Annotated in this window: 26 protein-coding genes; 9 read left to right on the plus strand and 17 right to left on the minus strand. The window is 69.6% G+C overall.

The features are described from left to right. Window positions 1–5: 5 nt before the first annotated feature. From Q8Q71_RS15385 to Q8Q71_RS15420, 8 genes are read right to left on the minus strand one after another with little or no spacing between them, the layout of a single operon-like run. Window positions 6–401 carry a RidA family protein gene (locus Q8Q71_RS15385; RefSeq protein ID WP_305760476.1) on the minus strand — a complete coding sequence of 132 codons (396 nt, stop codon included), beginning with the start codon at window positions 399–401 and terminating at the stop codon, window positions 6–8. Then, window positions 398–820 (minus strand): thioesterase family protein, encoded by a 423-nt coding sequence (locus Q8Q71_RS15390; RefSeq protein WP_305760477.1) that lies wholly within the window; start codon window positions 818–820, stop codon window positions 398–400. Before Q8Q71_RS15390 ends, Q8Q71_RS15385 begins: the two co-directional genes overlap by 4 nt. Then, window positions 817–2,421 carry an AMP-binding protein gene (locus tag Q8Q71_RS15395; protein WP_305760478.1) on the minus strand — a complete coding sequence of 535 codons (1,605 nt, stop codon included), beginning with the start codon at window positions 2,419–2,421 and terminating at the stop codon, window positions 817–819. The genes Q8Q71_RS15390 and Q8Q71_RS15395 overlap by 4 nt, the downstream gene beginning before the upstream one ends. Continuing rightward, complete coding sequence (locus Q8Q71_RS15400; RefSeq protein ID WP_305760479.1) at window positions 2,421–3,602, minus strand: acyl-CoA dehydrogenase family protein; 1,182 nt, start codon at window positions 3,600–3,602, stop codon at window positions 2,421–2,423. The genes Q8Q71_RS15395 and Q8Q71_RS15400 overlap by 1 nt, the downstream gene beginning before the upstream one ends. A 3-nt stretch (window positions 3,603–3,605) precedes the next feature. Then, window positions 3,606–4,418, minus strand: coding sequence for an enoyl-CoA hydratase family protein (locus tag Q8Q71_RS15405; RefSeq protein ID WP_305760480.1), 813 nt, complete (start codon window positions 4,416–4,418; stop codon window positions 3,606–3,608). Next, the gene (locus Q8Q71_RS15410) at window positions 4,415–4,933 is read right to left on the minus strand and encodes a MarR family winged helix-turn-helix transcriptional regulator (RefSeq protein ID WP_305760481.1); all 519 of its coding nucleotides are present in this window, start codon (window positions 4,931–4,933) and stop codon (window positions 4,415–4,417) included. The genes Q8Q71_RS15405 and Q8Q71_RS15410 overlap by 4 nt, the downstream gene beginning before the upstream one ends. Continuing rightward, window positions 4,930–5,691, minus strand: a complete 762-nt coding sequence (locus tag Q8Q71_RS15415; RefSeq protein ID WP_305760482.1) for an SDR family NAD(P)-dependent oxidoreductase — start codon at window positions 5,689–5,691, stop codon at window positions 4,930–4,932. Before Q8Q71_RS15415 ends, Q8Q71_RS15410 begins: the two co-directional genes overlap by 4 nt. Beyond that, window positions 5,688–7,985 carry a bifunctional salicylyl-CoA 5-hydroxylase/oxidoreductase gene (locus tag Q8Q71_RS15420; RefSeq protein ID WP_305760483.1) on the minus strand — a complete coding sequence of 766 codons (2,298 nt, stop codon included), beginning with the start codon at window positions 7,983–7,985 and terminating at the stop codon, window positions 5,688–5,690. Before Q8Q71_RS15420 ends, Q8Q71_RS15415 begins: the two co-directional genes overlap by 4 nt. An 86-nt stretch (window positions 7,986–8,071) precedes the next feature. On the opposite strand from Q8Q71_RS15420, the gene Q8Q71_RS15425 reads away from it, so the two are divergent. Beyond that, complete coding sequence (locus Q8Q71_RS15425; protein WP_305760484.1) at window positions 8,072–8,980, plus strand: ROK family protein; 909 nt, start codon at window positions 8,072–8,074, stop codon at window positions 8,978–8,980. Window position 8,981: 1 nt separating this feature from the next. On the opposite strand, the gene Q8Q71_RS15430 is transcribed toward Q8Q71_RS15425, so the two are convergent. Further along, complete coding sequence (locus tag Q8Q71_RS15430; RefSeq protein ID WP_305760485.1) at window positions 8,982–9,881, minus strand: LysR family transcriptional regulator; 900 nt, start codon at window positions 9,879–9,881, stop codon at window positions 8,982–8,984. Between the two features lie 113 nt (window positions 9,882–9,994). On the opposite strand from Q8Q71_RS15430, the gene Q8Q71_RS15435 reads away from it, so the two are divergent. Both Q8Q71_RS15435 and Q8Q71_RS15440 read left to right on the plus strand, forming a co-directional pair. Continuing rightward, complete coding sequence (locus Q8Q71_RS15435) at window positions 9,995–10,183, plus strand: hypothetical protein (protein ID WP_305760486.1); 189 nt, start codon at window positions 9,995–9,997, stop codon at window positions 10,181–10,183. 13 nt (window positions 10,184–10,196) lie between these two features. Next, window positions 10,197–11,981, plus strand: a complete 1,785-nt coding sequence (locus Q8Q71_RS15440; protein WP_305760487.1) for an alpha/beta hydrolase — start codon at window positions 10,197–10,199, stop codon at window positions 11,979–11,981. A gap of 46 nt (window positions 11,982–12,027) precedes the next feature. Here Q8Q71_RS15440 and Q8Q71_RS15445 read toward each other — a convergent pair whose 3' ends face one another. Genes Q8Q71_RS15445 through Q8Q71_RS15475 form a run of 7 tightly spaced genes read right to left on the minus strand, consistent with a single transcriptional unit; the run spans window position 12,028 to window position 18,659 of the window. Further along, on the minus strand, window positions 12,028–12,294 hold the full coding sequence (locus tag Q8Q71_RS15445; RefSeq protein ID WP_305760488.1) for an Hpt domain-containing protein: 267 nt from the start codon (window positions 12,292–12,294) through the stop codon (window positions 12,028–12,030). Continuing rightward, window positions 12,287–12,676: a response regulator gene (locus Q8Q71_RS15450; RefSeq protein WP_305760489.1), complete on the minus strand. Its 390-nt coding sequence runs from the start codon at window positions 12,674–12,676 to the stop codon at window positions 12,287–12,289. The genes Q8Q71_RS15445 and Q8Q71_RS15450 overlap by 8 nt, the downstream gene beginning before the upstream one ends. A gap of 6 nt (window positions 12,677–12,682) precedes the next feature. After that, a complete protein-coding gene (locus tag Q8Q71_RS15455) occupies window positions 12,683–14,686 on the minus strand; it encodes an ATP-binding protein (protein WP_305760490.1) in 2,004 nt (667 codons plus the stop codon). Further along, window positions 14,683–16,146, minus strand: a complete 1,464-nt coding sequence (locus Q8Q71_RS15460; protein ID WP_305760491.1) for a glycosyltransferase family 2 protein — start codon at window positions 16,144–16,146, stop codon at window positions 14,683–14,685. Before Q8Q71_RS15460 ends, Q8Q71_RS15455 begins: the two co-directional genes overlap by 4 nt. Further along, window positions 16,146–17,204, minus strand: a complete 1,059-nt coding sequence (locus Q8Q71_RS15465; RefSeq protein WP_305760492.1) for a HEAT repeat domain-containing protein — start codon at window positions 17,202–17,204, stop codon at window positions 16,146–16,148. The genes Q8Q71_RS15460 and Q8Q71_RS15465 overlap by 1 nt, the downstream gene beginning before the upstream one ends. Next, complete coding sequence (locus Q8Q71_RS15470; protein ID WP_305760493.1) at window positions 17,204–18,268, minus strand: YaiO family outer membrane beta-barrel protein; 1,065 nt, start codon at window positions 18,266–18,268, stop codon at window positions 17,204–17,206. The genes Q8Q71_RS15465 and Q8Q71_RS15470 overlap by 1 nt, the downstream gene beginning before the upstream one ends. Beyond that, entirely contained in the window at window positions 18,249–18,659 is a 411-nt protein-coding gene (locus Q8Q71_RS15475; RefSeq protein WP_305760494.1) for a response regulator transcription factor, read from the minus strand. Before Q8Q71_RS15475 ends, Q8Q71_RS15470 begins: the two co-directional genes overlap by 20 nt. A 287-nt stretch (window positions 18,660–18,946) precedes the next feature. Here Q8Q71_RS15475 and Q8Q71_RS15480 point away from each other — a divergent pair, with 287 nt between their 5' ends. The 5 genes from Q8Q71_RS15480 (at window position 18,947) to Q8Q71_RS15500 (ending at window position 23,192) form a co-directional block, all read left to right on the plus strand. Continuing rightward, window positions 18,947–19,321 (plus strand): GntR family transcriptional regulator, encoded by a 375-nt coding sequence (locus tag Q8Q71_RS15480; protein ID WP_305760495.1) that lies wholly within the window; start codon window positions 18,947–18,949, stop codon window positions 19,319–19,321. Between the two features lie 3 nt (window positions 19,322–19,324). After that, on the plus strand, window positions 19,325–20,194 hold the full coding sequence (locus tag Q8Q71_RS15485) for an ABC transporter ATP-binding protein (RefSeq protein WP_305760496.1): 870 nt from the start codon (window positions 19,325–19,327) through the stop codon (window positions 20,192–20,194). Next, window positions 20,191–21,078, plus strand: coding sequence for a hypothetical protein (locus Q8Q71_RS15490; RefSeq protein WP_305760497.1), 888 nt, complete (start codon window positions 20,191–20,193; stop codon window positions 21,076–21,078). Before Q8Q71_RS15485 ends, Q8Q71_RS15490 begins: the two co-directional genes overlap by 4 nt. 150 nt (window positions 21,079–21,228) lie before the next feature. Then, a complete protein-coding gene (locus tag Q8Q71_RS15495) occupies window positions 21,229–21,918 on the plus strand; it encodes a hypothetical protein (protein WP_305760498.1) in 690 nt (229 codons plus the stop codon). A gap of 68 nt (window positions 21,919–21,986) precedes the next feature. Next, the gene (locus Q8Q71_RS15500) at window positions 21,987–23,192 is read left to right on the plus strand and encodes a vanadium-dependent haloperoxidase (protein ID WP_305760499.1); all 1,206 of its coding nucleotides are present in this window, start codon (window positions 21,987–21,989) and stop codon (window positions 23,190–23,192) included. Window positions 23,193–23,414: 222 nt separating this feature from the next. Here Q8Q71_RS15500 and Q8Q71_RS15505 read toward each other — a convergent pair whose 3' ends face one another. Then, the gene (locus tag Q8Q71_RS15505; RefSeq protein ID WP_305760500.1) at window positions 23,415–24,185 is read right to left on the minus strand and encodes a FadR/GntR family transcriptional regulator; all 771 of its coding nucleotides are present in this window, start codon (window positions 24,183–24,185) and stop codon (window positions 23,415–23,417) included. Between the two features lie 213 nt (window positions 24,186–24,398). Between Q8Q71_RS15505 and galA the strand changes: the two genes are divergently transcribed. Next, on the plus strand, window positions 24,399–26,861 hold the full coding sequence (galA, locus tag Q8Q71_RS15510) for a beta-galactosidase GalA (protein ID WP_305760501.1): 2,463 nt from the start codon (window positions 24,399–24,401) through the stop codon (window positions 26,859–26,861). The last annotated feature ends 3 nt before the right edge of the window (window positions 26,862–26,864 follow it).

The following is a 26,864-nucleotide window of genomic DNA, read 5'->3' on the forward strand; positions in this document are numbered from 1 at the left end:
AAGCATCACGCGGGGACGACGGCCGTGGTCTCGATCTCGATGCGGGCGGCATCCTCGATCAGTCCCTTGACCTCGACCACGGCCATGGCGGGGTAGTGAGTCCCGATCAGCTCGCGCCAGATCGCGCCGATCTCGCGCAGGGCGGCCAGGTATTCGCGCTTGTCGACCACGTACCAGGTCATGCGGACGATATGTTCGGGACCGGCGCCCGCTTCCGTCAGGACGGCGAGGGTGTTGTTGATCGTCTGGCGGAACTGACCGGCGAAACCCGTCTCGGCGAACACGCCTTCGGGCGTCCAGCCGATCTGGCCGGCGACAAAGACCATTCGGCCGCTGGCCTCGACGCCGTTGGAATAACCCCTGGGCCTGGGCCAGCCTTCCGGCAGCAGGACGCGGTTCATGGGACGGTCTCCACGAAAGGGGCGATGCGGGCGCGCAGGGGCTCGGGCCAGGGTTCGGGCTTCAGCGAGGCGCCGACGTAGACGATGGTCTGGGTCGCCTCGAAACGGAGGTCGCCGCCCGAGCTGATGCGGTGGCGCAGGCCGCAGGAGGCGCCGCCCAGCTTCGTCACCGTCAGGGCGAAGGTCAGCTCGTCCTCCAGCCGCGAGGGAGCGATGAACCGGGCTTCGACGGCGGCGGTCGGCACACTGACATGTCGGTTGACGTGCAGTTCACGGAACGAGGCCTGGAGCGGGCCGGCGAACCAGTCCTCGACCACCCCGTTCAGCATCTCGAAATAACGCGGGAAGAAGACGATGCCGGCCGCGTCGCAGTCGGCGAAGCGGACGCGGCGTTCGACGGTGAAGACCTGGCCCGTCATGTCGACTCCTTGAGCCGGAAGCGTTGCAGCTTGCCGGTCTGGGTCCTGGGCAGGGCGTCCACGAAATCGAGGCCGCGCGGGTATTTGTAGGGGGCGATGACGCCCTTCACGAAGGTCTGGAGCTCGGCGCGCAGGGCGTCGGACGGGGTATGGCCCTCATTCAGCACCACGAAGGCCTGGACGATCTGGCCGCGTTCGGGGTCGGGGGCGCCGATGACGGCGGCCTCGGCGACGGAGGGGTGGCGCAGCAGCGCGTGTTCCACTTCCGGGGCGCCGATATTGTAGCCGGATGAGATAATCATGTCGTCGGACCGGGCGACGAACCAGAAATAGCCGTCCTCATCCAGCCGGTAGACGTCGCCGGTCAGGTTCCAGCCGTCCTTCACATAGGCCGCCTGCCGCTCGTCATCGAGATAGCGACAGCCCGTCGGCCCGCGAACCGCCAGGCGGCCGGTCTCGCCGGGGGGCAGGGGCCGGCCGGCGTCGTCGACGATCCGGGCCTGATAGCCGGGCACGGCCTTTCCCGTGGAGCCGGGACGGATGTCGTCGCCGCGCGCCGAGATGAAGACGTGGATCATCTCGGTCGAGCCGATGCCGTCGATGATGCGGATCCCGGTCGCCTCGTGCCAGGCGTCAGAGGTGGCGGCGGGCAGGGCCTCGCCGGCCGAGACGCAGGTTCGCAGGCTCGACAGGTCATGGTCGCCGGCCAGCTTCAGCAGGGCGCGGTAGCCGGTAGGGGCGGTGAACAGGGCGGTGGCGCGCTGACGAGCGATGGTCTCGGCCAGGGCGTCGAAGCCGGGGCGGCTGGCGAAGGCGGTGGCGGCGCCTGCGGCGGCCGGGAAGACCACCAGCCCTCCGAGGCCGAAGGTGAAGGCGATCGGCGGGGTGCCGACGACGATGTCGTCCTTCGTCAGGCCGACGATGTGCTTTGCGAAGGTGTCGGCCATGGCCAGGATGTCGCGATGAAAATGCACGCAGCCCTTGGGCTTGCCGGTGGTGCCGGAGGTAAAGGCGATCAGGGCCGGATCATCGGCCGCGGTGCCGACGGCCTCGAAGCGGAAACCCATCGGCAGGGCCCGGGCCGCCCTCTGCAGGGCGGCGGAGCCCATGACATGCGTCAGGGACGGCGTCGTCGTGCGCGCTTCGGCGACCACCTCGGCGAAGGCCTCATAGACGAGCGCGTGGCTGATCTGCGCCTTGTCGATGACGGTGGCCAGTTCCGCGGCGCGCAGCATGGGCATGGTCGCCACGACCACGCCGCCCGCTTTCAGGATCGCGAACCACGCCATCACCGTCCAGGACGAGTTCGGTCCGTGCAGCAGCACCCGGTTGCCCGGGACCAGCCCCATCTCCTCGACCAGCACCCGCGCCATCCGGCCCGAGATGGCGTCGACGCGGCTCCACGAAAATTCGTGATCGACGTCTATCAGGGCGCGGGCGTCGGGGCCGCCGGCCTCGATGGCCCGGCGAAGCAGTTCGACCCCCGCGTTCAGTCGCTCGGGCCAGGCCAGTTCCGGCAGGTCGAAGACCAGTTCCGGCTGCTGATCCGCCGGCGGCAGATGATCGAGGACGAACCGGTCGATATGGGCGCTGATCCCCATCAGGCGCCTCCCAGACCCGCGAGCACCTGTCGGGCGATGACGATCTTCTGCACCTCCGAGGCGCCCTCGTAGATGCGCAGCGCGCGGATCTCGCGATACAGCCGCTCGACCGGATGCCCCGAGACGACGCCGAGCCCGCCGAACAGCTGGACCGCCTGATCGATCACGGCCTGGGCCTCGTCGGTGGCGTAGAGTTTGGCCATGGCGGCCTCGCGGGTGACGCGCGGCGCGCCCTGATCCTTCAGCCATGCGGCGCGGTAGATCAGCAGGGCCGAGGCGTCGATCTTCAGGGCCATGTCGGCCAGCGAGGCCTGCACCAGCTGCAGGTCGCTCATCGGCGCGCCGAACAGCTTGCGGGCCACGGTCCGCGACGCGGCCTCGTCGAAGGCGCGGCGCGAGAAGCCGAGGGCGGCGGCGGCGACCGTGGAGCGGAACACGTCCAGCGTGGCCATGGCGATGCGGAAACCTTCGCCGGGCGCGCCGAGGATGCGGTCCCCGTCGATGCGGCAGCCGTTGAAGCGGATCGTGGCCAGCGGATGGGCGGCCATCAGGGGGATGCGTTCGACGACCTCGAAGCCGGGCGTATTGGCGTCGACGACGAAGGCGCTGATGCCCTTGGCGCCGGTCCCTTCGCCGGTGCGGGCGAAGACGGTGTAGCGATCGGCGAGGCCGCCGTTGGAAATGAAGGTCTTGGTCCCGTCGAGGACCCAGCTGTCGCCCTCGCGGCTCGCGGAAGTTGACAGGGCGGCGACGTCGGAGCCCGCGTCGGGCTCGGACAGGGCGAAGGCGGCGATGGTTTCACCCGCCGCCACGCCGGGCAGCCAGCGCGCCTTCTGCTCGTCCGTGCCGAACAGGCTGATGGGGCCGGAGCCCAGGCCCTGCATGGCGAAAACGAAGTCGGCCAAGCCGGAATGGCGGGCCAGGGTCTCCCGCGTCAGGCACAGGGTGCGCACGTCCAGCTTGCCGTTCGCGTCCGGGACGGCGTTGTTGAGCCAGCCGCCGTCGGCCAACGCCTTCAGGATCGTCCTGCAATCGCCGTCCAGATCGTGGTCGCCGTGCTGGTGAAGCACATCGCCGTTGGCCTCGGCCCAAGCGTCGATGTCTGCGACGAAGGCGCGGTGGCGGTCGTCGAAGAAGGGCCAGTCGAGGAAGGTCGTGTCACGGGCGGTTTTGGCGGCCATCGCTCAGTTCCCCTCGAACACCGGCTCGCGTTTCGCCGCGAAGGCCTCGTAGGCGCGGCGGAAGTCGTTGGTCTTCATGCAGATGGCCTGGGCCTGGGCCTCGGACTCGATGGCGGCGTCCAGGCTCATGTCCCATTCGACGTTGAGCTGGTTCTTGGTTATGCCGTGGGCGAAGGTCGGCCCCCGGGCCAGCGAGCGGGCCAGATCCAGCGTCGTCTCCATCAGGGCCTCGCCCTCGACGACGCGGTTGTGGAAGCCCCAGCGCTCGCCCTCGTCGGCGGTCATGACCCGACCGGTGAACAGCAGCTCCGACGCGCGGCCCTGACCGATCTGGCGGGGCAGGATGGCGCACGCGCCCATGTCGCAGCCGGCCAGGCCGACGCGGGTGAACAGGAAGGCGGTCTTCGTGCGCGGCGTGGCGATCCGCAGGTCCGAGGCCATGGCCATGATGGCGCCGGCTCCGACGCAGACCCCGTCCAGCGCGGCGATGACGGGCTGCGGACAGCCGCGCATGGCCTTGACCAGATCGCCGGTCATCCGGGTGAAGTTCAGCAGGGCCGGCATGTCCATTCTGGTCAGCGGGCCGATGATCTCGTGCACGTCCCCGCCCGATGAGAAGTTTCCGCCGGCGCCCGTGACGATCACCACCTTGCAGTCGTCGGCGTGGACCAGGGCGCGGAACAGGTCGCGCATCTCGGCGTAGGAGTCGAACGTCAGGGGGTTCTTCCGCTCGGGCCGGTTCAGGGTCAGGGTGGCGACGCCGTCGTCGTCGACCGACCACAGGAAATGGGCCGCCTTGTAGTCGCGCGCCTTCATCCGTTCAGCTCCTCGTGAGTGGTGGCGTGGAGCGATCGCTTGGCGCGCTCCAGCAGGCGGGTCAGCTCGTCGGCCTCGGTCTCGGTCAGGTCGGCGAACAGGGCCTCGATCCAGCGTTCGTGCGCCCGGGCCATGGCGGTGAACCGGGTTTGGCCCAGGGGCGTCAGGCGCACGCGCTGAACCCGGCGGTCGGCCCCGGCCATGGCCTCGATCAGGCCGTCGACCTTGAGGCGCGCGGCCAGTCCGGTAACGTTGCCGTTGGAGACCATCAGCATGCGCGAGACCTCGCCCATGGTCAGGCCGGCCTCGCCGGCGCGGTCCAGCGCCGACAGCATGTCGAAACGGGGCAGGGTCGAGCCGAACTCGTCGCGCAGGCGGTGGGAGATGGTCTGTTCGATGGTGGTGGCGCAGGTCAGCAGCCGCAGCCACAGGCGCAGGGACCGCTTGCCGTCCGGCGCGCCGCCCAATCTGTCGGGGAGGGGGCGATCAGGCAGGTGGGTGGCGGCCGGGCTCACAGCTCGCCGCCCGCGACCGGAACGGCGGCGCCGTTGACGCCCGAGGCCCCGTCGCCGCACAGCCAGACGATGGTCTGGGCCACCTCGTCCGGCGTGATCAGCCGGCCCTGCGGGTTGGAGGCGGCCAGGGCGGCGCGGGCCTCTTCCTCGCTGCGTCCGGTCTTGCCGGTGATGGCCTCGACCGAGCGGGCGACGAGGTCCGTGTCGGTAAAACCGGGGCAGACGGCGTTGACGGTCACGCCCTTGCTGGCGACCTCCAGCGCCAGGGCCCGGGTCAGGCCGACGAGGCCGTGCTTGGCCGCGACATAGGCCGAGACGTAGGCGTAGCCCTTCAGCCCCGCGGTCGAGGCGACGTTGACGATGCGGCCCCGGCGGCGGGTCAGCATGCCGGGCAGGACCAGCCGGGCGGCCTCGGCGGGGGCCTCGAGGTTAAGGGCCAGCATGGCGCGGAAGGCATCGGCGTCGGTCCTGAGGAAGGGGGCCGAGGTGGCGGCGCCCGCGTTGTTGACCAGGATGTCGATCGGGCCAAACCGGTCGCGGCCGGCCTCGATGGCGGCGGCAAGGGCGTCCGGGTCGGTGACGTCGGCGGGTGCGACGAAGGCGAGGTCGCCGATGCGGTCGGCCGTCTCGTTGAGGCGGGCGAGGTGGCGGCCGATCAGGGTGACCTGACATCCGGCCTCGGCCAGGCGGTCGGCCGTGGCCCGGCCGATGCCGGAGCCGGCGCCTGTGACCACCGCGTGATGTCCCGCCAGGCTCATACCGGTCCCGCCTGCTGCTGCTTCTCGAGGTTTCGGGCCAGCTGGGCGAAGCCGGCGAGATACTGGACCGGCGGCTTCTGACCGCGCCAGCCCAGCTCGGCGGCCGCGCGCAGGCTCCAGTTCGGATCGGCCAGATGCGGGCGGGCGAGGGCGCACAGGTCGGCGCGGCCGGCGGCGAGAATGCTGTTCACGTGGTCGGTCTCAAAGATGTTGCCGACAGCCATGGTGGACACGCCCGCCTCGTTGCGGATGCGATCGCTGAACGGGGTCTGGAACATGCGGCCGTAGACGGGCCGCGCCTCCTCCGAGGTCTGGCCGGCCGAGACGTCGATCAGGTCGCAGCCGGCTTCGGCGAAGGCGCGGGCGATGGCGACTGAGTCCGCGGACGTCAGGCCGTCGTCGACCCAGTCGGTGGCGGACAGGCGCACCGACATCGGCTTGTCGTCCGGCCAGACGGCGCGCATGGCGGCGAAGACCTCCAGCGGGAAGCGCAGCCGGTTCTCGACGGAGCCGCCGTACTCGTCGGTGCGGTGGTTCGAGACCGGCGTGAGGAAGGATGACAGCAGGTAGCCGTGGGCGCCGTGCAACTCGACCATGTCGAATCCGGCCTCGTGGGCCCAGACCGTGGCGCGGACGAAGTCGTCGCGGACGCGGTCCATGTCGGCGCGGGTCATCTCCCGCGGAAGCTGGTCTTCGTCCGACCACGGAATGGCGGAGGCAGCGATCAGGGGCCAGCCGTTCTCCAGCGGCTGGTCGGCGCGCGGTCCCCAGGGCCGTTCGACCGAACCCTTGCGGCCCGCGTGGGCCAGCTGGATGGCGATGCGGGACCCTTGGGCGTGAACGAAGTCGACGATCCGTTTCCAGGCGTCGCGGTGTTCCGGTCGGTACATACCGGCGCAGCCGGGGGTGATGCGGCCATCGGCCGAGACGTCGGTCATCTCGGTGAAGACCAGTCCCGCGCCGCCCAGGGCGCGGGCACCCAGATGGACCAGATGGAAGTCTCCGACCATCCCCTCCTCGGCCGAGTACATGCACATGGGCGAGACGACGACGCGGTTGGGCAGGGTCAGGCCGCGCAGGCGCAGCGGCGCGAACATCGGCGCGGGGGGATTGTCCGTAGGGGGAGCGCCTGCGTTGTCGGCGAACCAGCGCTCGACGCCTGTGAGGAAGTCGCGGTCGCGCAGTCGCAGGTTCTCGTGGCTGACGCGCTGGCTGCGGGTCAGCAGACTGTAGGCGAACTGCAGCGGGTCGAGACCGACGTAACGGTCGACCGTCTCGAACCATTCCGTGGAGTTGCGGGCCGCGCTCTGCAGCTTCAGCACCTCGACACGGCGCTCGATCTCGTAGGCGGCCAGGGCGTCGTCCAGATCGCCGCCCCCGGTCAGGGCCCCGGCCAACCGGATCGCGTCTTCGAACGCCAGCTTGGTGCCCGAGCCGATGGAGAAATGCGCCGTGTGGGCGGCGTCGCCCAGCAGCACCACCTTGCCGTCGCGCCAATTGGAACAGGCCACGCGCGGGAAATTCAGCCAGGCCGAGCCGCGCAGGTGCCTCGCATTGCTCATCAGGGCATGGCCGCCCAGCCAGTCGGCGAACAGGGCCTCCGCCGCGCGGCAGGTCTGGTCCTGATCCATCCCGTCGAAGCCGAGCCCGCGCCAGGTCGCCTCGGTGCATTCGACGATGAAGGTCGAGGCTCCGGGTTCAAACTGGTAGGCGTGGGCCCAGATCCAGCCGTGCGGAGTGTCGACAAAAGCGAAGGTGAAGGCGTCGAACGACTGTCTCGTGCCCAGCCAGATGTATTTGTTGGTCCGGATGTCGATGTCGACGCCGAACACCTCGGGGCTGTCGTTGCGGGTGCGGCTGTTCAGGCCGTCAGCGGCCACGACGACGTCGGCGTCCAGAGCCAGGATGTCGGCGACCTCGCTCTGGAACCGCAGGTCGACGCCCAGCGACCGGGCGCGTTCCTGCAGGATCGTCAGAAGGCGCTGCCGGCCAATGCCGGCGAAGCCGTGTCCGCCGGAGCGGATGGTTCGGCCGTGGATGTGCACGTCGATGTCGTCCCAGTGGACGAAGGCGGCCTCTATGATCGCGGCGGTTTCGGGGTCATTGGCTTTCAAATTGGCCAGCGTCTGGTCCGAGAAGACCACGCCCCAGCCGAAGGTGTCATCGGCCTGGTTGCGCTCGTGCACGACGACATCGAGCGAGGGATCGCGCAGCTTCAGGGAAATCGCGAGGTACAGGCCGCCCGGCCCGGCGCCCACGACGGCGATGCTTCTGATGGCGTGATCCGACGACATGTTTTAAGCTTGAAACATATTCCGGCGATAGTCCACAATTGGTTGCACGGGTAGCCGAAACCTGTCCGACCGGGCAGGGTGGGATCATGACCTATCGGACTGACGAACCGCTGATGGCGGGGGTGGAACTGGGCGGCACCAAGATCGTCTGCCTGCTGGCGGCCGGCCCGGAAGACGTCCGCGACGAGGTGCGGATACCGACGACGACGCCGGAAGAGACCCTGCCGGCCATCGCCGCGGTGCTGGAAAAGTGGCGCGCCGGGTCGGGGTTCGAGGCCCTCGGCGTGGCCAGCTTCGGCCCGCTGGATCTGGACGACCGCTCGCCCCGTTTCGGTCAGATCGTCGCCACCCCGAAGCCGGGCTGGGGCGGGTGGGCGCTGACCGCGCTGGGCGAGAACATGGGCGTGCCGGTCGTCATCGACACCGACGTCAATGGCGCGGCTTTCGCGGAGGGCCGCTGGGGGGCGGCGCGAGGGCTGCGGAGCTACGCCTATGTCACCGTCGGGACCGGGATCGGGGTGGGTTCCGTCATCGACGGTCGTCCGGTGCGGGGGTTGGGCCATTCCGAGGCGGGGCATCTGCGGGTCGGACGCCTGAAAGGAGACGACTGGCCGGGCGTCTGCCCCTACCACGGCGACTGCGTGGAGGGGCTGGCTTCCGGCCCGGCGGTGGCAGCGCGGGCCGGACGGCCGGGCGGCGCGCTCGAATCCGACGATCCCGCCTGGACCATGGTCGTCCACGCCCTGGGCGGCCTCTTGCACAATCTGGTCCTGACCACCGCGCCCGAGCGCATCCTGATCGGCGGCGGCGTGGCGGATGGGCAGGCCTGGCTGTTCCCGCGCCTGCGCGCCGCCCTGATCGACAGTCTCGCGGGCTACGCGACCGCCGACCGGATCGCGGCCGGCCTCGACGCATTCGTTCAGCCGCCCGGGCTGGGCGCCCGGGCCGGGCCGCTGGGGGCCATCGCCCTGGCTCGCAACGCCTTGCCCGGGTAGCTCAGCCGCCGGTGAACATGGCCCGGTCAGCCTTGACCGCCTCGACGATCATCGCCGTCACCGCGCGGATACGGGCGAGGGGCTTGAGGTCGGCGTGGGTGACCAGCCACAGGCTGCGGTCCAGATGCACGGCGTCCGGCAGCACCCGCCGCAGGCCGGCCTCACGCGTGGCGATGAAGTCGGGCAGCACGCACAGGCCCGCGCCCGCCAGGGCCGCCTGCAGCTGGGCGATCAGGTTGGAGCTCTGCAGGGCGACGTGGATGTCGACGTCGGGAGCCTGCATATAGTCGAGCTCGGGCGCATAGAGCAGGTCGCCGATGTAGCCGATGAACCGATGGCCGGCCATGTCGGCGCGGGTCCGGATCGGCGGTCGGGCGTCCAGATAGGCCGGCGCGGCGTACAGGCTGAGGCCGTAGTCGGTCAGCTTGCGCGAGATCAGCCGGCCCTCGCGCGGCGCGCTGAGGGTCACGGCGATGTCGGCCTCGCGCTTGGACAGGCTGAGCACGCCGGAAATGGCCACCAGCTGGATGTCCAGTTCCGGGTGCCGATCGGCGAGCTTCGCCATCAGCGGCGCCAGGACATAGCTGCCGAACCCTTCGGGCGCGCCGATCCGCACGGTGCCGGTCAGGGCCTGGTCGGCCTCGCCCAGTTCGCTGGCGGCCAGCAGGGTCAGGCTCTCGATCCGTTCGGCCGTCGGCATCAGCCGCTCGCCGTGCGGGGTCAGGGCGTAGCCTTGAGGGCTGCGGTCGAACAGACGGGCGCCGAGCCCGTCCTCCAGCGCCGCGATGCGCCGGGCCACGGTGGTGTGGTCCATCGCCGTCCGCGTCGCCGCGGCCGTCAGCCGACCGGTACGAGCCACGGCGAGGAAGGCGCGCAGGTCATTCCAGTTGAAATCCGCCACATCCGCTCCTGTGCAAAAACGCACAACGATTACGCAAACCTTGGCATCGTCAGAACATAAAAGCCATGACATACCGCCGCCATCCGAACGTCTCCGTTCTCAGGACACCCGTCATGGCTTTCGACGCCGCGGCCTATTCGCTCGCCACCTCGACCTTTCCGGCCCGTTCGGCAGCCGCGCTGATCGACGCAATCGGCGATCCCTGCCCGATCTGGACGGCCGAGAACCCCGACAGGGCGCTGGCGTTGCTGTTCGTGGCCCCGCGCGACTGCGTGGCCGTGGACATCCTCGTTTCCCTCTGATCGGAAAGCCTGCATGACCGTTTCCCCGCCGCCGGTTCCCCAGCTGCCCGATCCGACCGTCGTGGCCGAGACGCTGACGGCCCTGATGCACAACGCCGCCGCCGCGGTGCGCACCACCATGGTCCAGGCGACCACGCCGCAGGCGCTGCCCTACGACCCGACCACGCTGACGCGGGCGATGATCGACTTCAACACCGCGGTGATGATGCGGCCGGCCGCCCTGTTCGAGGCCCAGACCAGGAATTGGAACGACTGGACCGCCCTGTGGCGCACCATGGGCGAACGGGCCCTGGGCCAGGAAGCCGCTCCCGCCGCCGCCCCGGCCAGGGGTGACCGCCGCTTCGCCGATCCGGCGTGGAGCGACGAGCCCGTCTACGACTATCTGAAACAAGCCTATCTGCTGGCCGCGCGCCAGCTGCAGGATTTCGTCGCCTCGGCCCCGGTCGATGACGCGACCCGCGCCCAGGTCGACTTCGCCAGCCGCCAGATGATGAACGCCCTGGCGCCGACCAACTTCCCGCACACCAATCCGCAGGTGGCCCGCCGCACCATCGAGAGCGGAGGCCTGAACCTGATGACCGGCCTGTCCAACCTGCTGGAAGACATCGGCAAGGGGCAGGGGCTGGTCGGCCGTCGCGCGCCCAATGACTTCGAACTCGGCGTCAACGTCGCCGCCACGCCGGGCGCGGTTGTGTTCAGGAACGACCTGATGGAGCTGATCCAGTATGCGCCGACGACCGACAAGGTCTATCGCCGCCCACTGCTGTTCGTGCCGCCGCTGGTCAACAAATACTACCTCTTCGACCTGACCCCTAAGGCCAGTTATCTGAAATGGCTGGTCGACCAGGGCCACACCGTCTTCGTCATCTCCTGGGCCAATCCGGACGAGAGCCACGCCGACAACGGCATGGACGCCTATGTGAAGGACGGCGTGATCGCGGCCCTGGACGCGGTTGAGCTGGCGACGGGCGAGCCCGACGCGGACCTGGTCTCCTATTGCCTCGGCGGCACGCTCTCGGCCATGACGCTGGCGTATCTGGCGAAGACCGGCGGCGCCGACCGGATCGCCTCGGCGACGCTGATCGCCACCCTCGTCGACTTCGGGGACATGGGCGAATGGTCGGTGTTCACGGGCGAGGACGACCTCAGGGCCTTCGACCGCTATCTGGACGAGAAGGGCTATGTCGAGGCCCACGACCTGACCAAACTTTTCTCGGCGGTGCGGGCCAACGATCTGATCTGGTCCTCGGTGGTGAACCACTATCTGCTGGGCGACGACGCCCGCGCCTCGGACCTGCTGTGGTGGTTCGACGACGGCTCGCGCATTCCGGCCCGGATGCTCAAGGAATACGGCCGCCAGATCCTGCGCGGCAACCGGCTCAAAGACGGCGGGGTCGAGATCGACGGTGTGGCGCTGGACCTGAAGACCATCGAGACCCCGGTCATGATCGTGGCCTTGAAGGACGACCACGTCTCGGCCTGGAAGAACACCTATGCCGGCCGGCGCTTCTTCGGCGGGCCGACCCGCTTCCTGTTGGGCGGCTCGGGCCACAACGCCGGCATGATCAATCCGCCGGCGGCCAACAAGCACGGCTACTGGACCAATGACGAGGCGCCTGTCGACGCCGATGCCTGGCTGGCCCGCGCCGAGCAGAAGACCGGCTCGTGGTGGCCCGAATGGCAGGGCTGGCTCGACGCCGCCGCGGCCGACGACAAGGTCAAGGCCCGCAAGGTCGGTTCGGGCAAACTCAAGGCCGGCGCCGCGGCCCCGGGGACCTATGTCAGGGTGCGACACTAGGGCGGAGCAGCGGCGGGCAGCGCGGGCCGTTTCGCGATCTGCAACATCACCCGGATACGATGGCCCTCTCCATGGCCTGTGTCATGTTCCGGACCTCCTCCGTCGAGGGCGGGGGACCGTACCGCGCCCGGTCGTCGACCAGGGAGGCGGCTTCGCTGATCTCGGGATAGCCGAACGATCCGGCGGCCCCGGCCAGACGATGGGCGATCGCCCCGACATCCGGGTGGCCGGGCTCCAGGGCCCTGAGCTGTTCAAGATCGGTCCGACACCGCTCGATGAACATGGTGCGCAGGCGCTCGAGCGGATCAGTCACGGGCCTGGTTTCCCAGGAGGGCGAGCACCTGCTGGCCCAGCGTCATGGGATCGAACGGCTTGATCACTACCCCCGCGGCGCCCAGAGCCATAAGCCCCGCGATTTCGTGATCCTGGGTCTGCGCCGTCATGAACACGACGGGCGTGTTCCGGTGGGCCGGCAGTTCGCGCAGACGGGCCAGGACGCCCGGGCCATCCATGTCCGGCATCATGACGTCCAGCAGGATCATGTCCGGCCGCCATCCCGCGGCCAGCACCTCCAGGGCCTCGGCGCCGGAGGCCGCGGAGCGGACCTCGCCGCCGCCGGTCAGGTCGAAGGCGAGGGCGGTGAGCGCCCGGATGTTCTCGTCGTCATCCACGTGAAGGACGCAAAGCCCGGCCATCGCCCGTTACTCCTGAAGTTCCAGCGGAATCTCGAACCAGAAGGTCGATCCCTGGCCGGGGACGCTTTCGACGCCCACCCGACCGCCCATGAGTTCGATCAATTCCTTTGAAATCGCCAAACCCAGGCCGGTCCCTCCGAAGCGGCGGCTGGTCGATTGATCCGCCTGAACGAACCGCTCGAACAGGACTTTCGCGGCTTCCGGCTCCACGCCCACACCGGTGTCCGAGACCGCGATGCGCACCTGAACCTGGCCCTCCGCGAGCGGGGTGGCGCCGACCGCGACACTGACGCCGCCGCGCTGGGTGAATTTCGCGGCGTTGCCGAGGAAGTTCAGCAGCACCTGCCGCAGGCGGCCCGGATCGCCGAACAGGGTTTGCGGCACGGATTCGGCGATGTCCTGCGCATACCAGAGACCTTTTTCCTCAAGCTGGCCGAGGACGATCTCCGCCGCCTCCCGCAGCACGGTCCGCACATCGAAGGGCCGCCGCTCCAGGCGGACGGCCCCCGCCTCCAGCTTCGAATAGTCGAGGATGTCGTTGATCACGGCCAGGAGAACCTCTCCGGACAGAAGGATGCGGTCCGCGCACTGCCGTTCCACCGGGGCCAGGCCCTCACGGGCCTGCAATATCCGGGAAAAGCCGATGACGCTGGTCAGCGGCGTACGCAGTTCATGGCTCATGTTGGAGAGGAAGCGCGACTTGGCCTCGGACGCCGCTTCGGCCCGGTCCCGCGCCTCGCGCAGATCCTCTTCCAGCCGATGCTGCACCGAGTGGTCGCGGATGACGGCAATGATCTCGAGCGTCTTGCCGGCGTCGTCCTTCACCGCCTGGAAGCTGGTTTCGACCCACACCGACGTGCCGTCCTTGCGAAGCGCGCGTTGCTGCAAGGTGCACCGGCGCAGGCCGCCTGATAGCTTGCGGAAGGCCTTGAGCAGTTCGGGCCGGTCGTCGGGATGGACGAAATCCTGCGCCGGCCGGCCGGCCATCTCGCCGGGCCGGTAGCCCAGGAGCGATTTCACCGCCGGCGAGATGTAGCTGCTGCGTCCGTCCGGGCGGAGCCGGGTCACGACGTCGTCCATGTGGGTCGCGAGCAGGCGATACCGGGCCTCGCTGCGCGCCATGCGGTCCATGGCCGTGTGCCGCTCGGTGATATCCTGGACCACGCCGAACACGGCATCGACGCGACCGTCCCTGTCCAGCTCGCGCAGGGCGCTCGCGACCACCCGACAGCGTTCTCCGTCCGGACGCACGATAGTGGCTTCGAACGCCTCCTCGCCGCCGTCCTCGATCACCCTGCGCATCATGGCGTCGCGTCTGGCCCGATCCTCGGGGGTGTAGACAGCCGCCACGGCGGCGCGCGACAGCGGCTGGTCGGTCGGAAAGCCGAAGATGCGATAGACCTCGGCCGACCAGGTCACTTCGCCGGTGTCGACCTCCAGGCGCCAGTGTCCGACACGCGACACGGCCTCGACCAGATCCAGCAGGCGGCGCGTGTCCCTGGCCGCGCTCCGCTCGCGGGTCAGTTCGATCTGCTCGGTCACCAGATCAGCCAGGTCGCGAAGCCGGCGGGCGTCGGCGTCGCTGAAGGTTCTGGGAACCCGATCCTTGATGCAAAGGGTTCCCACGTTGTGGCCGGAGGGCGTCGTCAGGACGGCTCCCGCGTAAAAGCGCACGCCGTCGGGGCCCGTCACCAGCGCGCTATCAGCGAAGCGCGGGTCGCGGGTCGCGTCCGGCACGATGAGGAGACCGCCGGGCGGTTCGTTGACGGCGTGGCCGCAGAAAGCGTCCACGCGGCTCGTCTCCGGCAGATCCATTCCCTGCCGGGACTTGAACCACTGCCGGTGTTCGTCGACCAGGGACACCAGGGCGATGGGCACATCGAAAATGTCAGCGGCCAGTCGGGTCAGCCGGTCGAACCGGAGATCCGGCGGCGTATCGAGGATGCGGAGCTTCCGCACCGTATCGACCCGCGCGCGTTCGGCCTGCCTCGAAATCTTCCTGCGGGTCATGGGGCTCGCTCCCCGATGACCGGGACGCGAGCCGGAGCCGGAGCCGGGGTCGCGAACCCCTTGCGGGTCATGGTTCCCCATGACTGGCTGCGGCGCAGATACTGCCAGATGCCGCGCAGCCGCCACAGGTTGTTCAGTTGGCGATAACCGAAATTCTCCAGCACCGCGACGAAGGTCAGAAGGACGAGGTCCCGCGCGCGCGGGAACCGCCGCAGCTCGGATTCCTCCAGCGCCAAGGCCCCCACCGAGATGACGACCCCGAAGGTGAAGCTGACGGCCACGAAGGCCAGCATGTATTCAACGGCCAGGACGCCGGACATCCAGAACATCGGAATCAGCACATATCCGAGTACTTCCACGATCGGCCCGAGCACGTCGACCAGCAGGATGTAGCCGAAGCCGACGACGGCCACGCGGCCGTACCGCGGCTTGATCAGAACGTCCCAATGCCGTTCGAACGTCTCGAGCGCGCCACGATGCCAGCGCGCCCGTTGCCGGCCCAGCACCCGCAGATCCTCGGGAACCTCGGTCCAGCAGACCGGCTCGGGGACGAAGGCGATCCGGTAGGGCAGGCGCTTGTCGCGCATGAGCCGGTGGAGCTTGACCACCAGCTCCATATCCTCGCCCACCGTGCCGTGGGTATAGCCGCCCGCCTCGATGACGCGGGCCCGGCGGAACAGGCCGAAAGCGCCGGAGATGATGGTCAGGGCGTTGATCCGGCTCCATGCCAGGCGCGCCATCAGGAAGGCGCGCAGATATTCGACGGTCTGGAGCAGCGCCAGCAGATTCCGGGGCGGGCGGACATCGAGCACCCGTCCGTGGGCGATCCGGCACCCGTTGGCGACCCTCACCGTGCCGCCGACGGCCACGGTTCGCTCGGGGTCCTCCACGAATGGCCGCACCGCGCGCAGCAGGGCGTCCGGCTCCAGCAGGGAATCGGCGTCCATCGAACAGAAGATCGGCGCGCGCGAGACGTTGATGCCGGCGTTAAGCGCGTCTGCCTTGCCCCCGTTTTCCTTGTCGACGACGATCAGGCGAGGCTGGTGGGCTGCGCCATAGACCCCCCGGATGGGGCGGTGGGAGATCGCCAGCTCGTAGTGGCGCCGGATGGGGCGAAGTTCGAAGGCGTCGATGAGAACCTGAAGCGTCCGGTCGCTCGACCCGTCATTGATCACAATCACTTCGAAACTCGGATACTGCAGCGACAGCAACGACCGGATGCTTTCGGCGATCGTCATCGCCTCGTTGTAGGCGGGGGCCAGCAGGGCGATCGGCGGCGCCGCATCCGCGTATCGCCGCCACAGCAGGCTGCTGGAGGCCGTCGGGGGCCTTTCGATCAGCGCCGCGGCGGCGAGGGCCAGCTGCACCAGATAGATCAGGTTCTGCAGCAGGCCCACGCTGATCACGAACAATGCGAGGATCGCCGCGAGGTCCTCGATGCCCGGGGCCGGGAACGACATCAGGCTGCGTCCGCCAGCTCGCGCTCGGCCAGAACCATCGATGCGGTTCGGCGGGACAGTTCGCCGCCCGAGGCGGCGACATCGCGCAGGCGATCCTGTCCGGCCGCGCCGAGAGCGGCGAGCGCTTCGCCGGCCCTGAATCTGACCCACCATACGGGGTCGCCGAGCTGCTTTTCCAGCCAGGGCATGGCGGCTTGCAGGCCGATGCGGCCGGCGGCTTCGCACGACGCCGAGCGCACGATCCAGATCCGGTCCTGAAGGCCCGCCAGGATGGTCGGCTCGGCCGCCGGGTGTCCAAGAGCCCCGAGGGCCCGGATGGCGGCGATGCGCAGTTCGGTGTCAGGCGCCCCCGCCGCGATGCACAGGGGCCGCAGCACCCGGTAATCGCCGCTTGCGCCGAGCGCTTCGGCGAGGATGACCCGGGCCTCGCCGGTGACCTGCGGATCCCCGAACGCTCTCAGGGCGGTCATCGGATCGTCGGCGACCAGCCGCGCGACGAGCGGCAGGTAGAGCAGGGAGTCCGACGCCTTGCGGCCGCTGATGTCGGCCAGCACCTCGCGCAGCGCGGGCGGGGCGTCGATTTCGATCAGCGATCGCATCAGGCTGACGCGAAGCTCTCCCTCGCGAGCCCGCCCCACCGCCCGACGCAAGGCCGCGCGGGTGCGCTCGCCCGGAAAGATGGACAGGGCCTCGGCGGATGCGATCCGGCCGGCCACGGAGCCGCGGGACAGGCGGCGACAGAAGATGTCGTCGACGCCAAAGGCGGCCAGGGCCGAGATCAGCCGCTCCCGCTCGGCGCCGCGCACGAGGGCGATGACCTCCAGCAGCGACTCAGCCATCAGCCGGGCCCGGTGCTTCACGCCCTGAAGCCGGCCGACCGCGTCGCCCTCGCCGCTCATGATGTCGAGGAAGACCTGCTGGACCAGGCGCTGGTCGTGGCGCCGCCGCGCCTCTTCCCGCTCCCGCAACACCCGGGCGACGATCAGGCCGGACATCCAGATCAGCGCCAGGGCCGCCAGCACGACCGAAGTCGTCCATATGAGCGCCAGCCCGCTCATCAGAAGCGCCAGCCCAGTCCCAGCGACAGTTCCTCGCGGTCGTAGGCGCCCCGGTCTTCGGACAAGAAGCCGATCCGGAGCGTGAGACGCTCCGTGACATCCAGATCGGTCCCGAGGTTCCAGGCCTCTACATCGACCGTGGCGCCTTCGGAAGATTCCGGCGCGTCCGCATAACCCGCCCGGAATGCGATCCGGTTCGTCGCCTGCCATCGGGCCTGGGCCGCATAGCCGCTCCGGTGGTCGCCGTTCTCATCCCGGACGTTGATCCACCGCGCCGATAGCTGGACCCGGTCGCCGGGCAGGTCCACCCGGACGCCGGGATGCAGCCCCGTCACCGTGCCGGTCGGATACCGGGCCACGGAGGCGTCGAGAGTGGCCGAGAATCGCCGGGTCAGGCGCACGCTCCCGCCGGCGACCAGCGCGATCTCGGGGCGATAGTCCGCGTCCGGCGCGCCGCCCACGGCCACATGGAGATCTCCGCCGTCGAAGGCCCGGTCGAGTCTGGCTTCGAGATAGACGTCGGTGTCATCGAACCGCTCCGTGACCTCCACCGCCCCGCCCGCGCTCCAGCCCTCCCCCAGCCGACGCGAAGCCGACACGCGCGCCTCCGTCCAGTCCGGGAGGCCCGCCGACAGGCGACTTCTCGCTCCCGTGATGTCGACGCGCCAGGATGGAGGGGACGCCAGGGACGCCAGCAGCGCGCGGGCCTCGGCGTCTCCCGGAGCCAGGCGGACCGCTTCACCGGCCACGCGGCGGGCCGCCGGCAGATCGCCGCGACGTTGCTCGACGCGCGCCAGCCCGACCCAGGCGTCCACATAGGCCGGCGTCTGCCGGGCCACGGCGAGAAAAGCGGTTTCCGCCTCGTCCAGGCGACCGAGCGCCAGAAGCGCGAGGCCCAGATTGAGCCGTGCGTCGACATGGTCCGGTCGGACGGCGAGGACCCGCTCGAGCTTCGCAACGGCCTCCGCCGGACGCCCGCCCACACGGTCGGCTACGGCTGCCTGATACAAGCTCTGCGGATCGACCTGTACGACCGAAGCGGGTTCAGGCGGGGCGACGATCACGGCCGGCTCCCTCCGCCAGATTCGCCGGCATGAGCAAACGCCGGACGCGATGGCCGAGTTCGTCCGGTATGAACGGCTTGACCAGATAGTCGGCGGCGCCGAGCTGGAGGGCCCCGACGATGTCCTGCTCGCGCTTGAGGGCCGTCAGCATGATCACCGGCGCGTCCGACAACCCCCCGGCTTTCAGGCGGCGCAACACCTCGAACCCGTCCATCACAGGCATCAGGGCGTCGAGAACGATCAGATCCGGCTGATGCGCCGCAATGGCCTCAAGCGCCTGGCTTCCGTCCTCCGCGGTCGCGACCTGGTATCCGTCGGCGGAAAGGCGATGCACCAGCAGGGCGCGTAGCAGCGGATCGTCGTCAGCGATCAGAATTCTGTTTGCGCTCATGGGGCCTCGACTCCGTCTCGCGCGCCCAGGCAAGCTTGTCCGGGGCGCACTGAACCAACTCCTGGGCGAGGCGAAGTTTCCTTAACCATGTCCGCCGCTTGAGCGCCCAATGGTCGGTGAGCTGGTCCTTCGGCGTCAGTTCGAGCCGGAAAAGACGTGGGTCACACGATCCTGCGAATGCGGCCGCGGGGCTTGCGCAAGTGTTATGGTCATGTATAACACTACCACAGGCCGATCGGCATGGGAGCGTAAGATGATGGTCCAGTCAGGACTGTCCGGAACCGACGATGGACTCAGAATGGAACGACAACCAGCCGATCTATCGACAGCTCCGCGACCGGGTCGTCGCCATGATTCTTGACGACCTGCTCAGGGAGGGCGACCCGCTGCCGTCGGTGCGCAGCGTGGCGACCGACAGCCGGATCAATCCGTTGACGGTGCTGAAAGCCTATCAGCAATTGGTCGACGAGAGCCTGGTCGAGAAGAAGCGCGGCGTCGGCATGTTCGTCAGCGCCGGGGCGCGGGACCTGCTGCTGCAGGGAGAGCGCCAGCGGTTCCTGGCGGAGCGCTGGCCCGAGATCCGCACGACCATCCAGCGACTGGGCCTCGGGCCCGAGCTGCGCGCCTCGCTGGGCGCCGCTCCCGAACCCGGGGAGGACTGAGCCGTGGCCGTCGTGGAAGCGCGCAACCTGCGCAAGACCTACCGCAAGACCCTGGCGCTGGACGGGGTCGACCTGTCGATCGGCGAGGGGCGGATCGTGGGCCTGCTGGGCCCCAATGGCGCCGGCAAGAGCACGGCCCTGCAGGCCATCCTCGGGCTGGTCTCGCACGAGGGCGAGCTGAGGGTGCTGGACCGCGACCCGTGGAGCCAGCGCGGCGAGCTGGTGCACGAGGTCTGTTTCATCGCCGACGTGGCCGTGCTGCCGCGCTGGATGCGGGTCGGGCAGGCGGTCGACTATATGGCCGGGGTGCACCCCCGGTTCGACCGCGCCCGGGCCGAGGGTTTCCTGGCCCGGAGCACGATCCGCAAGGACAGTCGGATCCGCGAACTGTCCAAGGGGATGGTGACCCAGCTGCATCTGGCGCTGGTGATGGCGGTGGACGCCCGGCTGCTGGTGCTGGACGAGCCGACGCTGGGGCTGGACCTGCTGTACCGCAAATCGTTCTTCGACGCCCTGCTCAGCGACTATGTCGATCACGACCGCACCATCATCCTGTCGACGCACGACGTGCACGAGATCCAGCACGTGCTGACCGACGTGATCTTCCTGGACCGGGGCCGCGTGGCTCTCAGCGCCACCATGGAAGAGGTCGAGGCGCGCTTCGTCGAGGTGCTGACGACGGACGACCGGCTGGCGGCCGCGCGCGCCCTGAAGCCGGTTTCCGAACGTCGGATGTTCGGGCGCCACAGCCTGCTGTTCGACGGGGTCGACCGCGAACGGCTGGCGCCGCTGGGCGAACCGCGGACGCCGGGTCTGGCGGACCTGTTCGTCGCCCTGCTCGGCGGCGGCGCCCCGCGGGAGGCGGCGGCATGAGCGGGGAACGGCACCCGAAACAGTGGGCCAGGACCTTCCTGTGGCAGGTCCGGCGGGAGCTGTGGGAGCATCGCGCGCTGTGGGTCGCGCCGCTGGCGGTCGCCGCCTTCGCCGCGCTGGTGCATCTGGGAACCACCTTGACCGCCACCGACGCTGGACGGACCGCCGCCCTCGCGGACCCGGCCCGGGCCGGGGAATTCATGACGCACTACAGCGCGATGATCGGCGCCACGGTGGTCACCGGCCTGCTGGTCGGGGTGCTGTACAGCCTCGACGCGCTGCAGGGGGAGCGGCGCGACCGCAGCATCCTGTTCTGGAAGTCGCTGCCCGTGTCGGACGGCATGACCGTGCTGTCCAAGGCGATCGTCCCGCTGGTCGTCGTCCCGCTGATCGTCTTCCCGATCGTCGTCGTCGCCAGCCTGCTGATGCTGGGTCTGCAATCGCTGATCTGGAGCCTCGACGGGTACGACCCGGGCCAGCTGTGGGCCCGGGTGAACCTGCCGTTCCTGTGGCTGGCCCTGCTCTACGGTCTGCCGTTCATGGCGCTGTGGAATGCGCCGCTCTACGCCTGGATGCTGCTGATGTCGGCATGGTCGCGGCGGGTGGCCTTCCTGTGGGCCGCCGCTCCGTTCGCGGCGATCCTGATGATCGAACACCTGGCCCTGCACCATACGCCATCGCACTGGATGCTGGAGCGACGCATCGCGGGCGGGGTGCTGCAGCCTTGGTCGATCGACGGCGAGGGCGTGGTCTGGATCGAACGCCTGTCCGACCTCGATCCGATGCGGATTTATTCACTGCCCGGCCTGTGGATCGGAGTCCTGATCGCCGCTGGCCTGCTGTATGCGGCGATCCGCATCCGCCGCTCGCGAACGCCCAACTGATCGTCGATCCCGGAAGGATCCGCCCATGACCTCAGACCGATCCAGAGCCGACACCGGCTAATCCCCCGGCTTCCCCCCCGGCCCCCGATCCCCGACTCCGACCGCTTTCACCCCACCGACTTTTTCGCGACGCCGCGAACGGAGGACGCCATGACCTTGCCTGCCTTCAGCCTCGACGGCCTCGCCCAGGCCGCGCTCGTCCTGCACATCAGCGGCGGCGCCTTGGGCCTCGTGTCCGGGTTCGCCGCCCTCGCCGCGCCCAAGGGCCGGCGCCTGCACCGCGCGGCCGGGACGGTGTTCGTCCTCGCCATGGCGGTGATGGCCTTCTTCGCCATGGTCGTGGCCCTGCAGCGGAACCAGCCGCTGAACGCCATCGGCGGCGCCTTCACCCTGTATCTGATCGGGACGGCGTGGCTGGCCGTGCGGCGCCCGGACGGCGTCGCGGGACGGGCCGAAACGACCGGATTTCTCGCCGCCTCGGCCATCGCCGCGGCCGGCCTGGTGGTTGGTTGGCAGGGCGCGGGCGGAGACGGAATTCCCGGTCCGGTCCCCTATGTGTTCGCGAGTGTCGCGGCCCTCGGCGCCGCCAGCGACCTGCGCGTGATCCTGCGGCGGGGCGTGTCCGGCCCGTCGCGCATCGCCCGGCACCTGTGGCGCATGTGCACGGCGCTGTTCATCGCCTCGGGCTCCTTCTTCCTCGGCCAGATGGACGAGATTCCGCAGGCCCTGCGCGGACCGCACCTGTTCGTGCTGGCGCTCGCGCCCCTGGCCGCCCTGCTCTTCTGGATGTTTCGGGTGCGTCTCACCCGGGCCTTCAAAAGCGTTCCCGCGACGCCCTGACGCGCGTGGAACGGCTTCGACACACCAGTCAACCGGAGGAACAAGACATGCGTGGATTAATGATGGGAATGGCCGCCGTCGCGGCCCTGGCGGGGGCCCAGCCCGCGGCCGCGGACACCGTCTCGGACTGGTGGGAGTTCGCCGGCAAGATCGCGCCCTATATGGCCTCGGGGAACACGCCCGAACAGGGCCGCGCCGTCACCCGTGCCTCCCTGGCCATGTTCGAGGCGGTCAACGCCATCGACCGCCGCTACGAGAGCTACCTGAACTTCCCGGCCGGGGACCCGACCGCGTCGCAGGACGCGGCCGCGGCGACGGCGGCTTATACGGTCATGCTGCACCACTTCCCGGCCCAGAAGACGGCCCTCGACGACAGCTACGCCATCGCCATGGCGGCCATCGCCGACGGGCCGGCGCGCGAGGCGGGCCGGCGGATCGGCGAACAGGCCGCGGCGGCGGCGATCGCCGCCGGCGGGATCGATCCGGCGCTGTCGGCGACGCCCTATCGGCCGCGCACCGCGCCAGGGGTCTGGGTCGCCACCCAGCTGCCGCAGATCGAGGGCTATGCGGTGACCTACCGCCCGTGGGTGATATCGTCGGCCGACGCCCTGCGACCGCCCCCGCCGCCGGCCCTGACCAGCGAACGCTGGGCGCGGGACTATGAGGAGGTCCGCCGGCTGGGCGGTCGCACCAGCGCCGAGCGGACGCCGCACCAGACCCTGATGGCCCGCTACCGGCAGGCTTTCGACCTGACGCCGATGTTGCGGCTCGTCGCCGACGGACCCGGCCGCAGCCCGGTCCAGAACGCACGCATGTTCGCCCTGTACCAGATGACCTTCGACGACGCGGTGCTGGCGATGGCGGACGCCAAGGCCCACTACGACTTCTGGCGGCCGATCACCGCGATCCGCAATGGCGACGAGGACGGCAACGACGCTACGCCGCTGGACGCCGGCTGGACCCCTCTGCTGGGCACGCCGAACTTCGCGGAGTACCCGTGCGGGCACTGCGTTGTCGCCGCCGCCCAGGCCGGGGTGATGAAGGCGGAAACCGGACCGCGCCCGCCGACCGGCGTCCGGGTCGGGGCCCTGGCCATGCCGATGTCGGCGGTGCAGGTGCTGCCGGGTTGGGATGAGTGGTCCCGGGAGGTGTCGGACTCGCGCATCTATGGCGGGGTGCATTTCCGGTTCTCGAATGAGGCGGGCGAGCAGATCGGCCGGGAGACGGCGCGGATCGTGCTGGAACGCGTGATGCGGCCGCTGCCGGGGCGTTGAGATCTTCGGACCGGAGGAGGGGCCAGCACCGCCGATCCCTTCTCCGGACGTACCGTGCGCTACGCTTCGGCCGCCGCAAATCGGGCTCCACCAGGGTCTGGTTCGCGGGGGCGGGCCAGCTCAGGCGACGATCCGGTCCGTGAGCGCGAAGCCGTCGTGTCTGACCGGTGAAGGACCGATTCCGCTCTTATTCATCAGTCGAACGAGCCCTCGGCGGCGACCTTATCCTGTCGTCTGATTGGCCGAAGGGAAGGGCAGGACGCTCTTCGACGGCTCGGCCTCGACATTCGGCGCCAGCGCCGACTGCATCAGCCCCAGCGCTTCCTGGACCAGGTAGCGCATGGCCGCTTCCGCCCCGGCGGCGTCGCCCGCGAAGATGGCGTCCGCGACCCGTCGATGGTCCTCGATACTGGCCAGGCTGACGCCCTTGTAGGAGTTGGTCTGGCGGATGCTGAAGCGAAGGGCCGTCTCGATCAGCTCGCACTGCTGGGCGTAGAAGCGGTTGCCGGTCGCCTTGAGCACGGCGGAGTGGAAGGCGATGTCCGACTCCAGGGAATCGTCCTCGCCCCGGCCGGCGGCGTACATCCGCTCGATGGCCTCGGCGATCCGGGCGCTCTGGGTGCGGGTGGCGGAGACGGCGGCGAGAGCCGCGGCCGCCGGTTCGACGCCCAGCCGGACCTCGGTAAATTCAATCAGCAGGGGCAGGGAGAATCGTCGCTGCAACATCCAGCGCAGCACGTCCGGGTCCTGCAGGTTCCAGAATTCCTCGGCCTGGATCCACGTGCCTTGACGAGGCCGGGCTCGCAGAAGGCCCTTGGCGGTCAGCATCTTGACCGCCTCGCGGACCACCGACCGGCTCGCCTGGAACTGCTGCGCCAGCTCGAATTCGACGGGGAAGGGCCGATCCGCATAGGCGCCGGTAACAATGGCCGCGCCCAGCTCCTGGACGATGCCGTGCGAGCGCGTGCGATCCCGGGGCGATGCCGTCGTCATGGACCGTTCCTTACGCCGCCAGGATCGTTCAGGCGAGTCGTCCGATGTGTTTCATCCCTCATGGGTAAAATGATTTTCACCTATTGTCAGACAATTCGTTGACAATCCGGACGCCCGAGGTTTTCCTTCGCTTGCGACAGCGCCGGGCGACACGGCCGCGTCGGGGGAGAATCGATGCACGGCAGGACCACGCCACCGCGACCGGGACGCTTGATGGCCGACCGCAGGACGCTGCTCCTGGCGGCGGGTGCGACCGCGCTGGCCGGCCCCGTCCCGGCCCAGGACCAGACGCCGGTCCCGGCCGCAGCTCCCAGGCTGCGCCGCAAGCTGGCGTTCGACTGGCGGTTCGCCTTCGGCCATGCGTCGGACCCGGAACGGGACTTCGGATTCGGGCGCAACCAGCGCACCTACGCCAAGGCCGGCGGCGACCTGGCCGTAGCCGTGGCGGCGGACTTCGACGATTCGAACTGGAGCCGGATCCAGATTCCGCACGACTGGGCCATCGATCTGCCCTTCACCCCGAGTCGGTCGCCGCCGCCGACCGGAGAGGATGATCCGCGGGCCGCGCACGGCTTCAAGCCGTTGGGGCGCGAGTATCCGGAAACCAGCGTCGGCTGGTATCGGTCGCCCCTCGACATCCCGGCCGAAATGGCGGGACGCCGGCTGTCGCTCGAGTTCGACGGGGCCTTCCGCGACGTGGTGGTGTTCCTGAACGGCTTCATCGTGCATGAGCACGAGGGGGGCTATTCGCCCTTCTCGGTCGACATCACCGACTTCGCGGCGCCGGGCGCCACCAACCTGCTCGCCGTCCGGGTCGACGCCAGCCTGGGAGAGGGCTGGTTCTACGAGGGCGCGGGCCTGTACCGGCACGTCTGGCTGACGGCCGTCGATCCCGTTCACGTGCCGCAGTGGGGGGTGACGGTGCGCAGCCGGCCGGTGGGGGATGGCGCCCGGGCGGACATTCTGGTCGATGTGGCCAACACCTCCGGCGACCGGCGCTCATGTGAGGTCGAGTGCACCGTTCGCCTGCCGGATGGATCGGCCGCGGTCACGGCGCGGGCCCCGCTGGCGATCGATGACTGGAGTTCCGGGCAGGCGACCTTGTCGGCGAGCTGGCCCGTCGCGCCTCCCTGGTCCGTTGATTCGCCGCAGCAGCACACGCTGGTGACCGAGGTCGTGGTCGACGGCCGTGTCGTCGATCGCGTCGAAACCCTGTTCGGCGTTCGCTCCGCCGTGTTCGACGCCCGGCGCGGCTTTCTGCTGAACGGCCAGCCGTTGAAGCTGCTGGGCGCCTGCTGCCATCAGGACCACGCCGGCGTCGGCGCGGCGGTTCCGGACCGGCTGCAGGCCTGGCGGATCGAGCAGCTGAAGGGCATGGGCTGCAACGCCTACCGGGCCTCGCACAATCCGCCCACGCCGGAACTGCTCGACGCCTGCGACCGTCTGGGCATGCTGGTCATCGACGAGACCCGTCGCATGTCATCGGACGCCGCCGCACTGGACGAGCTGGCGAAACTGGTCCGTCGCGACCGCAACCGGCCGTCGGTGATCGCCTGGTCGATCGGCAATGAGGAGCAGGTGATCCAGGGCACGCCCCGCGGAGCCGGCATCGCCCGCACCATGAAGCGGCTGGTCAACCGGCTGGATCCGACGCGGCCGGTGACGGCGGCCATGGACCAGGCGTTCGGCGAGGGCATTTCTCCGGTCGTCGACGTCCTCGGCTTCAACTACCGCACGCCGCAGATGGAGCCCTATCACGCCCGGGTTCCCGACCAGCCGATCGTCGGCTCCGAGACCGGCAGCACCGTTTCGACCCGCGGCGAATACGTCCGAGACGACGCGCGCCACATCGTGCCGGCCTATGACCGCGAACATCCCTGGTGGGCGTCGACGGCCGAGGCCTGGTGGACCCTCGCGGCCGTGCGGCCCTATATCGCCGGCGGCTTCATCTGGACGGGCTTCGACTACCGCGGCGAACCGACGCCGTTCAACCGGTGGCCCAGCGTCGCCTCATACTTCGGGGCGATGGATTCCTGCGGATTCCCCAAGGACAATTACTGGTTCTACCGCGCCTGGTGGCGGCCCGAACCGCTGTTGCACCTGTTCCCGCACTGGAACTGGGAAGGCCGCGAGGGGCAGGTGATCGACGTCTGGGTCCATTCCAATCTGGACCGGGTCGAACTGTTCCTGAACGGCCGGTCTCTCGGAGCGAAGGCCGTGGTCCGCGACCGCCACCTGGAATGGTCCGTGCCCTGGGCGCCGGGGGCGATCGAGGCGCGCGGCTGGAAGGACGGGCGGATGGTCCGCCGCGTCCGGCGCGAGACGGCCGGGCCCACGGCGCGGATAGAACTCACGGCGGACCGGTCGCGGCTGTCGGCGGACGGCGAGGACGTGGCCATGATCACCGCCCGGGCGCTGGACGCGCGGGGCCGGCCCGCGCCCCTGGCTGACGATCTGATCGTGTTCGAGATCCAGGGGGCGGGTCGGGTGATCGGCGTCGGCAACGGCAATCCGGTCAGCCATGAACCGGACCGCGCCTCGCAGCGCCGGCTGTTCAATGGGTTGGCCCAGGCCATCGTGCAGACCGGTCGCCGCGCCGGCCCGATCCGCCTACTCGCCCGCGCGGACGGCCTGGCGCCGGCGACTCTCGATCTGGCGTCGGGCCAGCGGAGCTAGCCA

Origin of the sequence: Brevundimonas sp. (assembly GCF_030704825.1) — a bacterium.
Classification (GTDB): Bacteria; Pseudomonadota; Alphaproteobacteria; order Caulobacterales; family Caulobacteraceae; genus Brevundimonas.

What these genes read in the sequence shown, in the direction of transcription:
- Q8Q71_RS15385 (WP_305760476.1), bottom strand. Translation starts at nt 401, where the DNA reads ATGAACCGCGTCCTGCTGCCGGAAGGCTGGCCCAGGCCCAGGGGTTAT.
- Q8Q71_RS15390 (WP_305760477.1), bottom strand. Translation starts at nt 820, where the DNA reads ATGACGGGCCAGGTCTTCACCGTCGAACGCCGCGTCCGCTTCGCCGAC.
- Q8Q71_RS15395 (WP_305760478.1), bottom strand. Translation starts at nt 2,421, where the DNA reads ATGGGGATCAGCGCCCATATCGACCGGTTCGTCCTCGATCATCTGCCG.
- Q8Q71_RS15400 (WP_305760479.1), bottom strand. Translation starts at nt 3,602, where the DNA reads ATGGCCGCCAAAACCGCCCGTGACACGACCTTCCTCGACTGGCCCTTC.
- Q8Q71_RS15405 (WP_305760480.1), bottom strand. Translation starts at nt 4,418, where the DNA reads ATGAAGGCGCGCGACTACAAGGCGGCCCATTTCCTGTGGTCGGTCGAC.
- Q8Q71_RS15415 (WP_305760482.1), bottom strand. Translation starts at nt 5,691, where the DNA reads ATGAGCCTGGCGGGACATCACGCGGTGGTCACAGGCGCCGGCTCCGGC.
- Q8Q71_RS15420 (WP_305760483.1), bottom strand. Translation starts at nt 7,985, where the DNA reads ATGTCGTCGGATCACGCCATCAGAAGCATCGCCGTCGTGGGCGCCGGG.
- Q8Q71_RS15425 (WP_305760484.1), top strand. Translation starts at nt 8,072, where the DNA reads ATGACCTATCGGACTGACGAACCGCTGATGGCGGGGGTGGAACTGGGC.
- Q8Q71_RS15435 (WP_305760486.1), top strand. Translation starts at nt 9,995, where the DNA reads ATGGCTTTCGACGCCGCGGCCTATTCGCTCGCCACCTCGACCTTTCCG.
- Q8Q71_RS15440 (WP_305760487.1), top strand. Translation starts at nt 10,197, where the DNA reads ATGACCGTTTCCCCGCCGCCGGTTCCCCAGCTGCCCGATCCGACCGTC.
- Q8Q71_RS15450 (WP_305760489.1), bottom strand. Translation starts at nt 12,676, where the DNA reads ATGGCCGGGCTTTGCGTCCTTCACGTGGATGACGACGAGAACATCCGG.
- Q8Q71_RS15455 (WP_305760490.1), bottom strand. Translation starts at nt 14,686, where the DNA reads ATGACCCGCAGGAAGATTTCGAGGCAGGCCGAACGCGCGCGGGTCGAT.
- Q8Q71_RS15460 (WP_305760491.1), bottom strand. Translation starts at nt 16,146, where the DNA reads ATGTCGTTCCCGGCCCCGGGCATCGAGGACCTCGCGGCGATCCTCGCA.
- Q8Q71_RS15465 (WP_305760492.1), bottom strand. Translation starts at nt 17,204, where the DNA reads ATGAGCGGGCTGGCGCTCATATGGACGACTTCGGTCGTGCTGGCGGCC.
- Q8Q71_RS15475 (WP_305760494.1), bottom strand. Translation starts at nt 18,659, where the DNA reads ATGAGCGCAAACAGAATTCTGATCGCTGACGACGATCCGCTGCTACGC.
- Q8Q71_RS15480 (WP_305760495.1), top strand. Translation starts at nt 18,947, where the DNA reads ATGGACTCAGAATGGAACGACAACCAGCCGATCTATCGACAGCTCCGC.
- Q8Q71_RS15490 (WP_305760497.1), top strand. Translation starts at nt 20,191, where the DNA reads ATGAGCGGGGAACGGCACCCGAAACAGTGGGCCAGGACCTTCCTGTGG.
- Q8Q71_RS15495 (WP_305760498.1), top strand. Translation starts at nt 21,229, where the DNA reads ATGACCTTGCCTGCCTTCAGCCTCGACGGCCTCGCCCAGGCCGCGCTC.
- Q8Q71_RS15500 (WP_305760499.1), top strand. Translation starts at nt 21,987, where the DNA reads ATGGCCGCCGTCGCGGCCCTGGCGGGGGCCCAGCCCGCGGCCGCGGAC.
- Q8Q71_RS15505 (WP_305760500.1), bottom strand. Translation starts at nt 24,185, where the DNA reads ATGACGACGGCATCGCCCCGGGATCGCACGCGCTCGCACGGCATCGTC.
- galA (WP_305760501.1), top strand. Translation starts at nt 24,399, where the DNA reads ATGGCCGACCGCAGGACGCTGCTCCTGGCGGCGGGTGCGACCGCGCTG.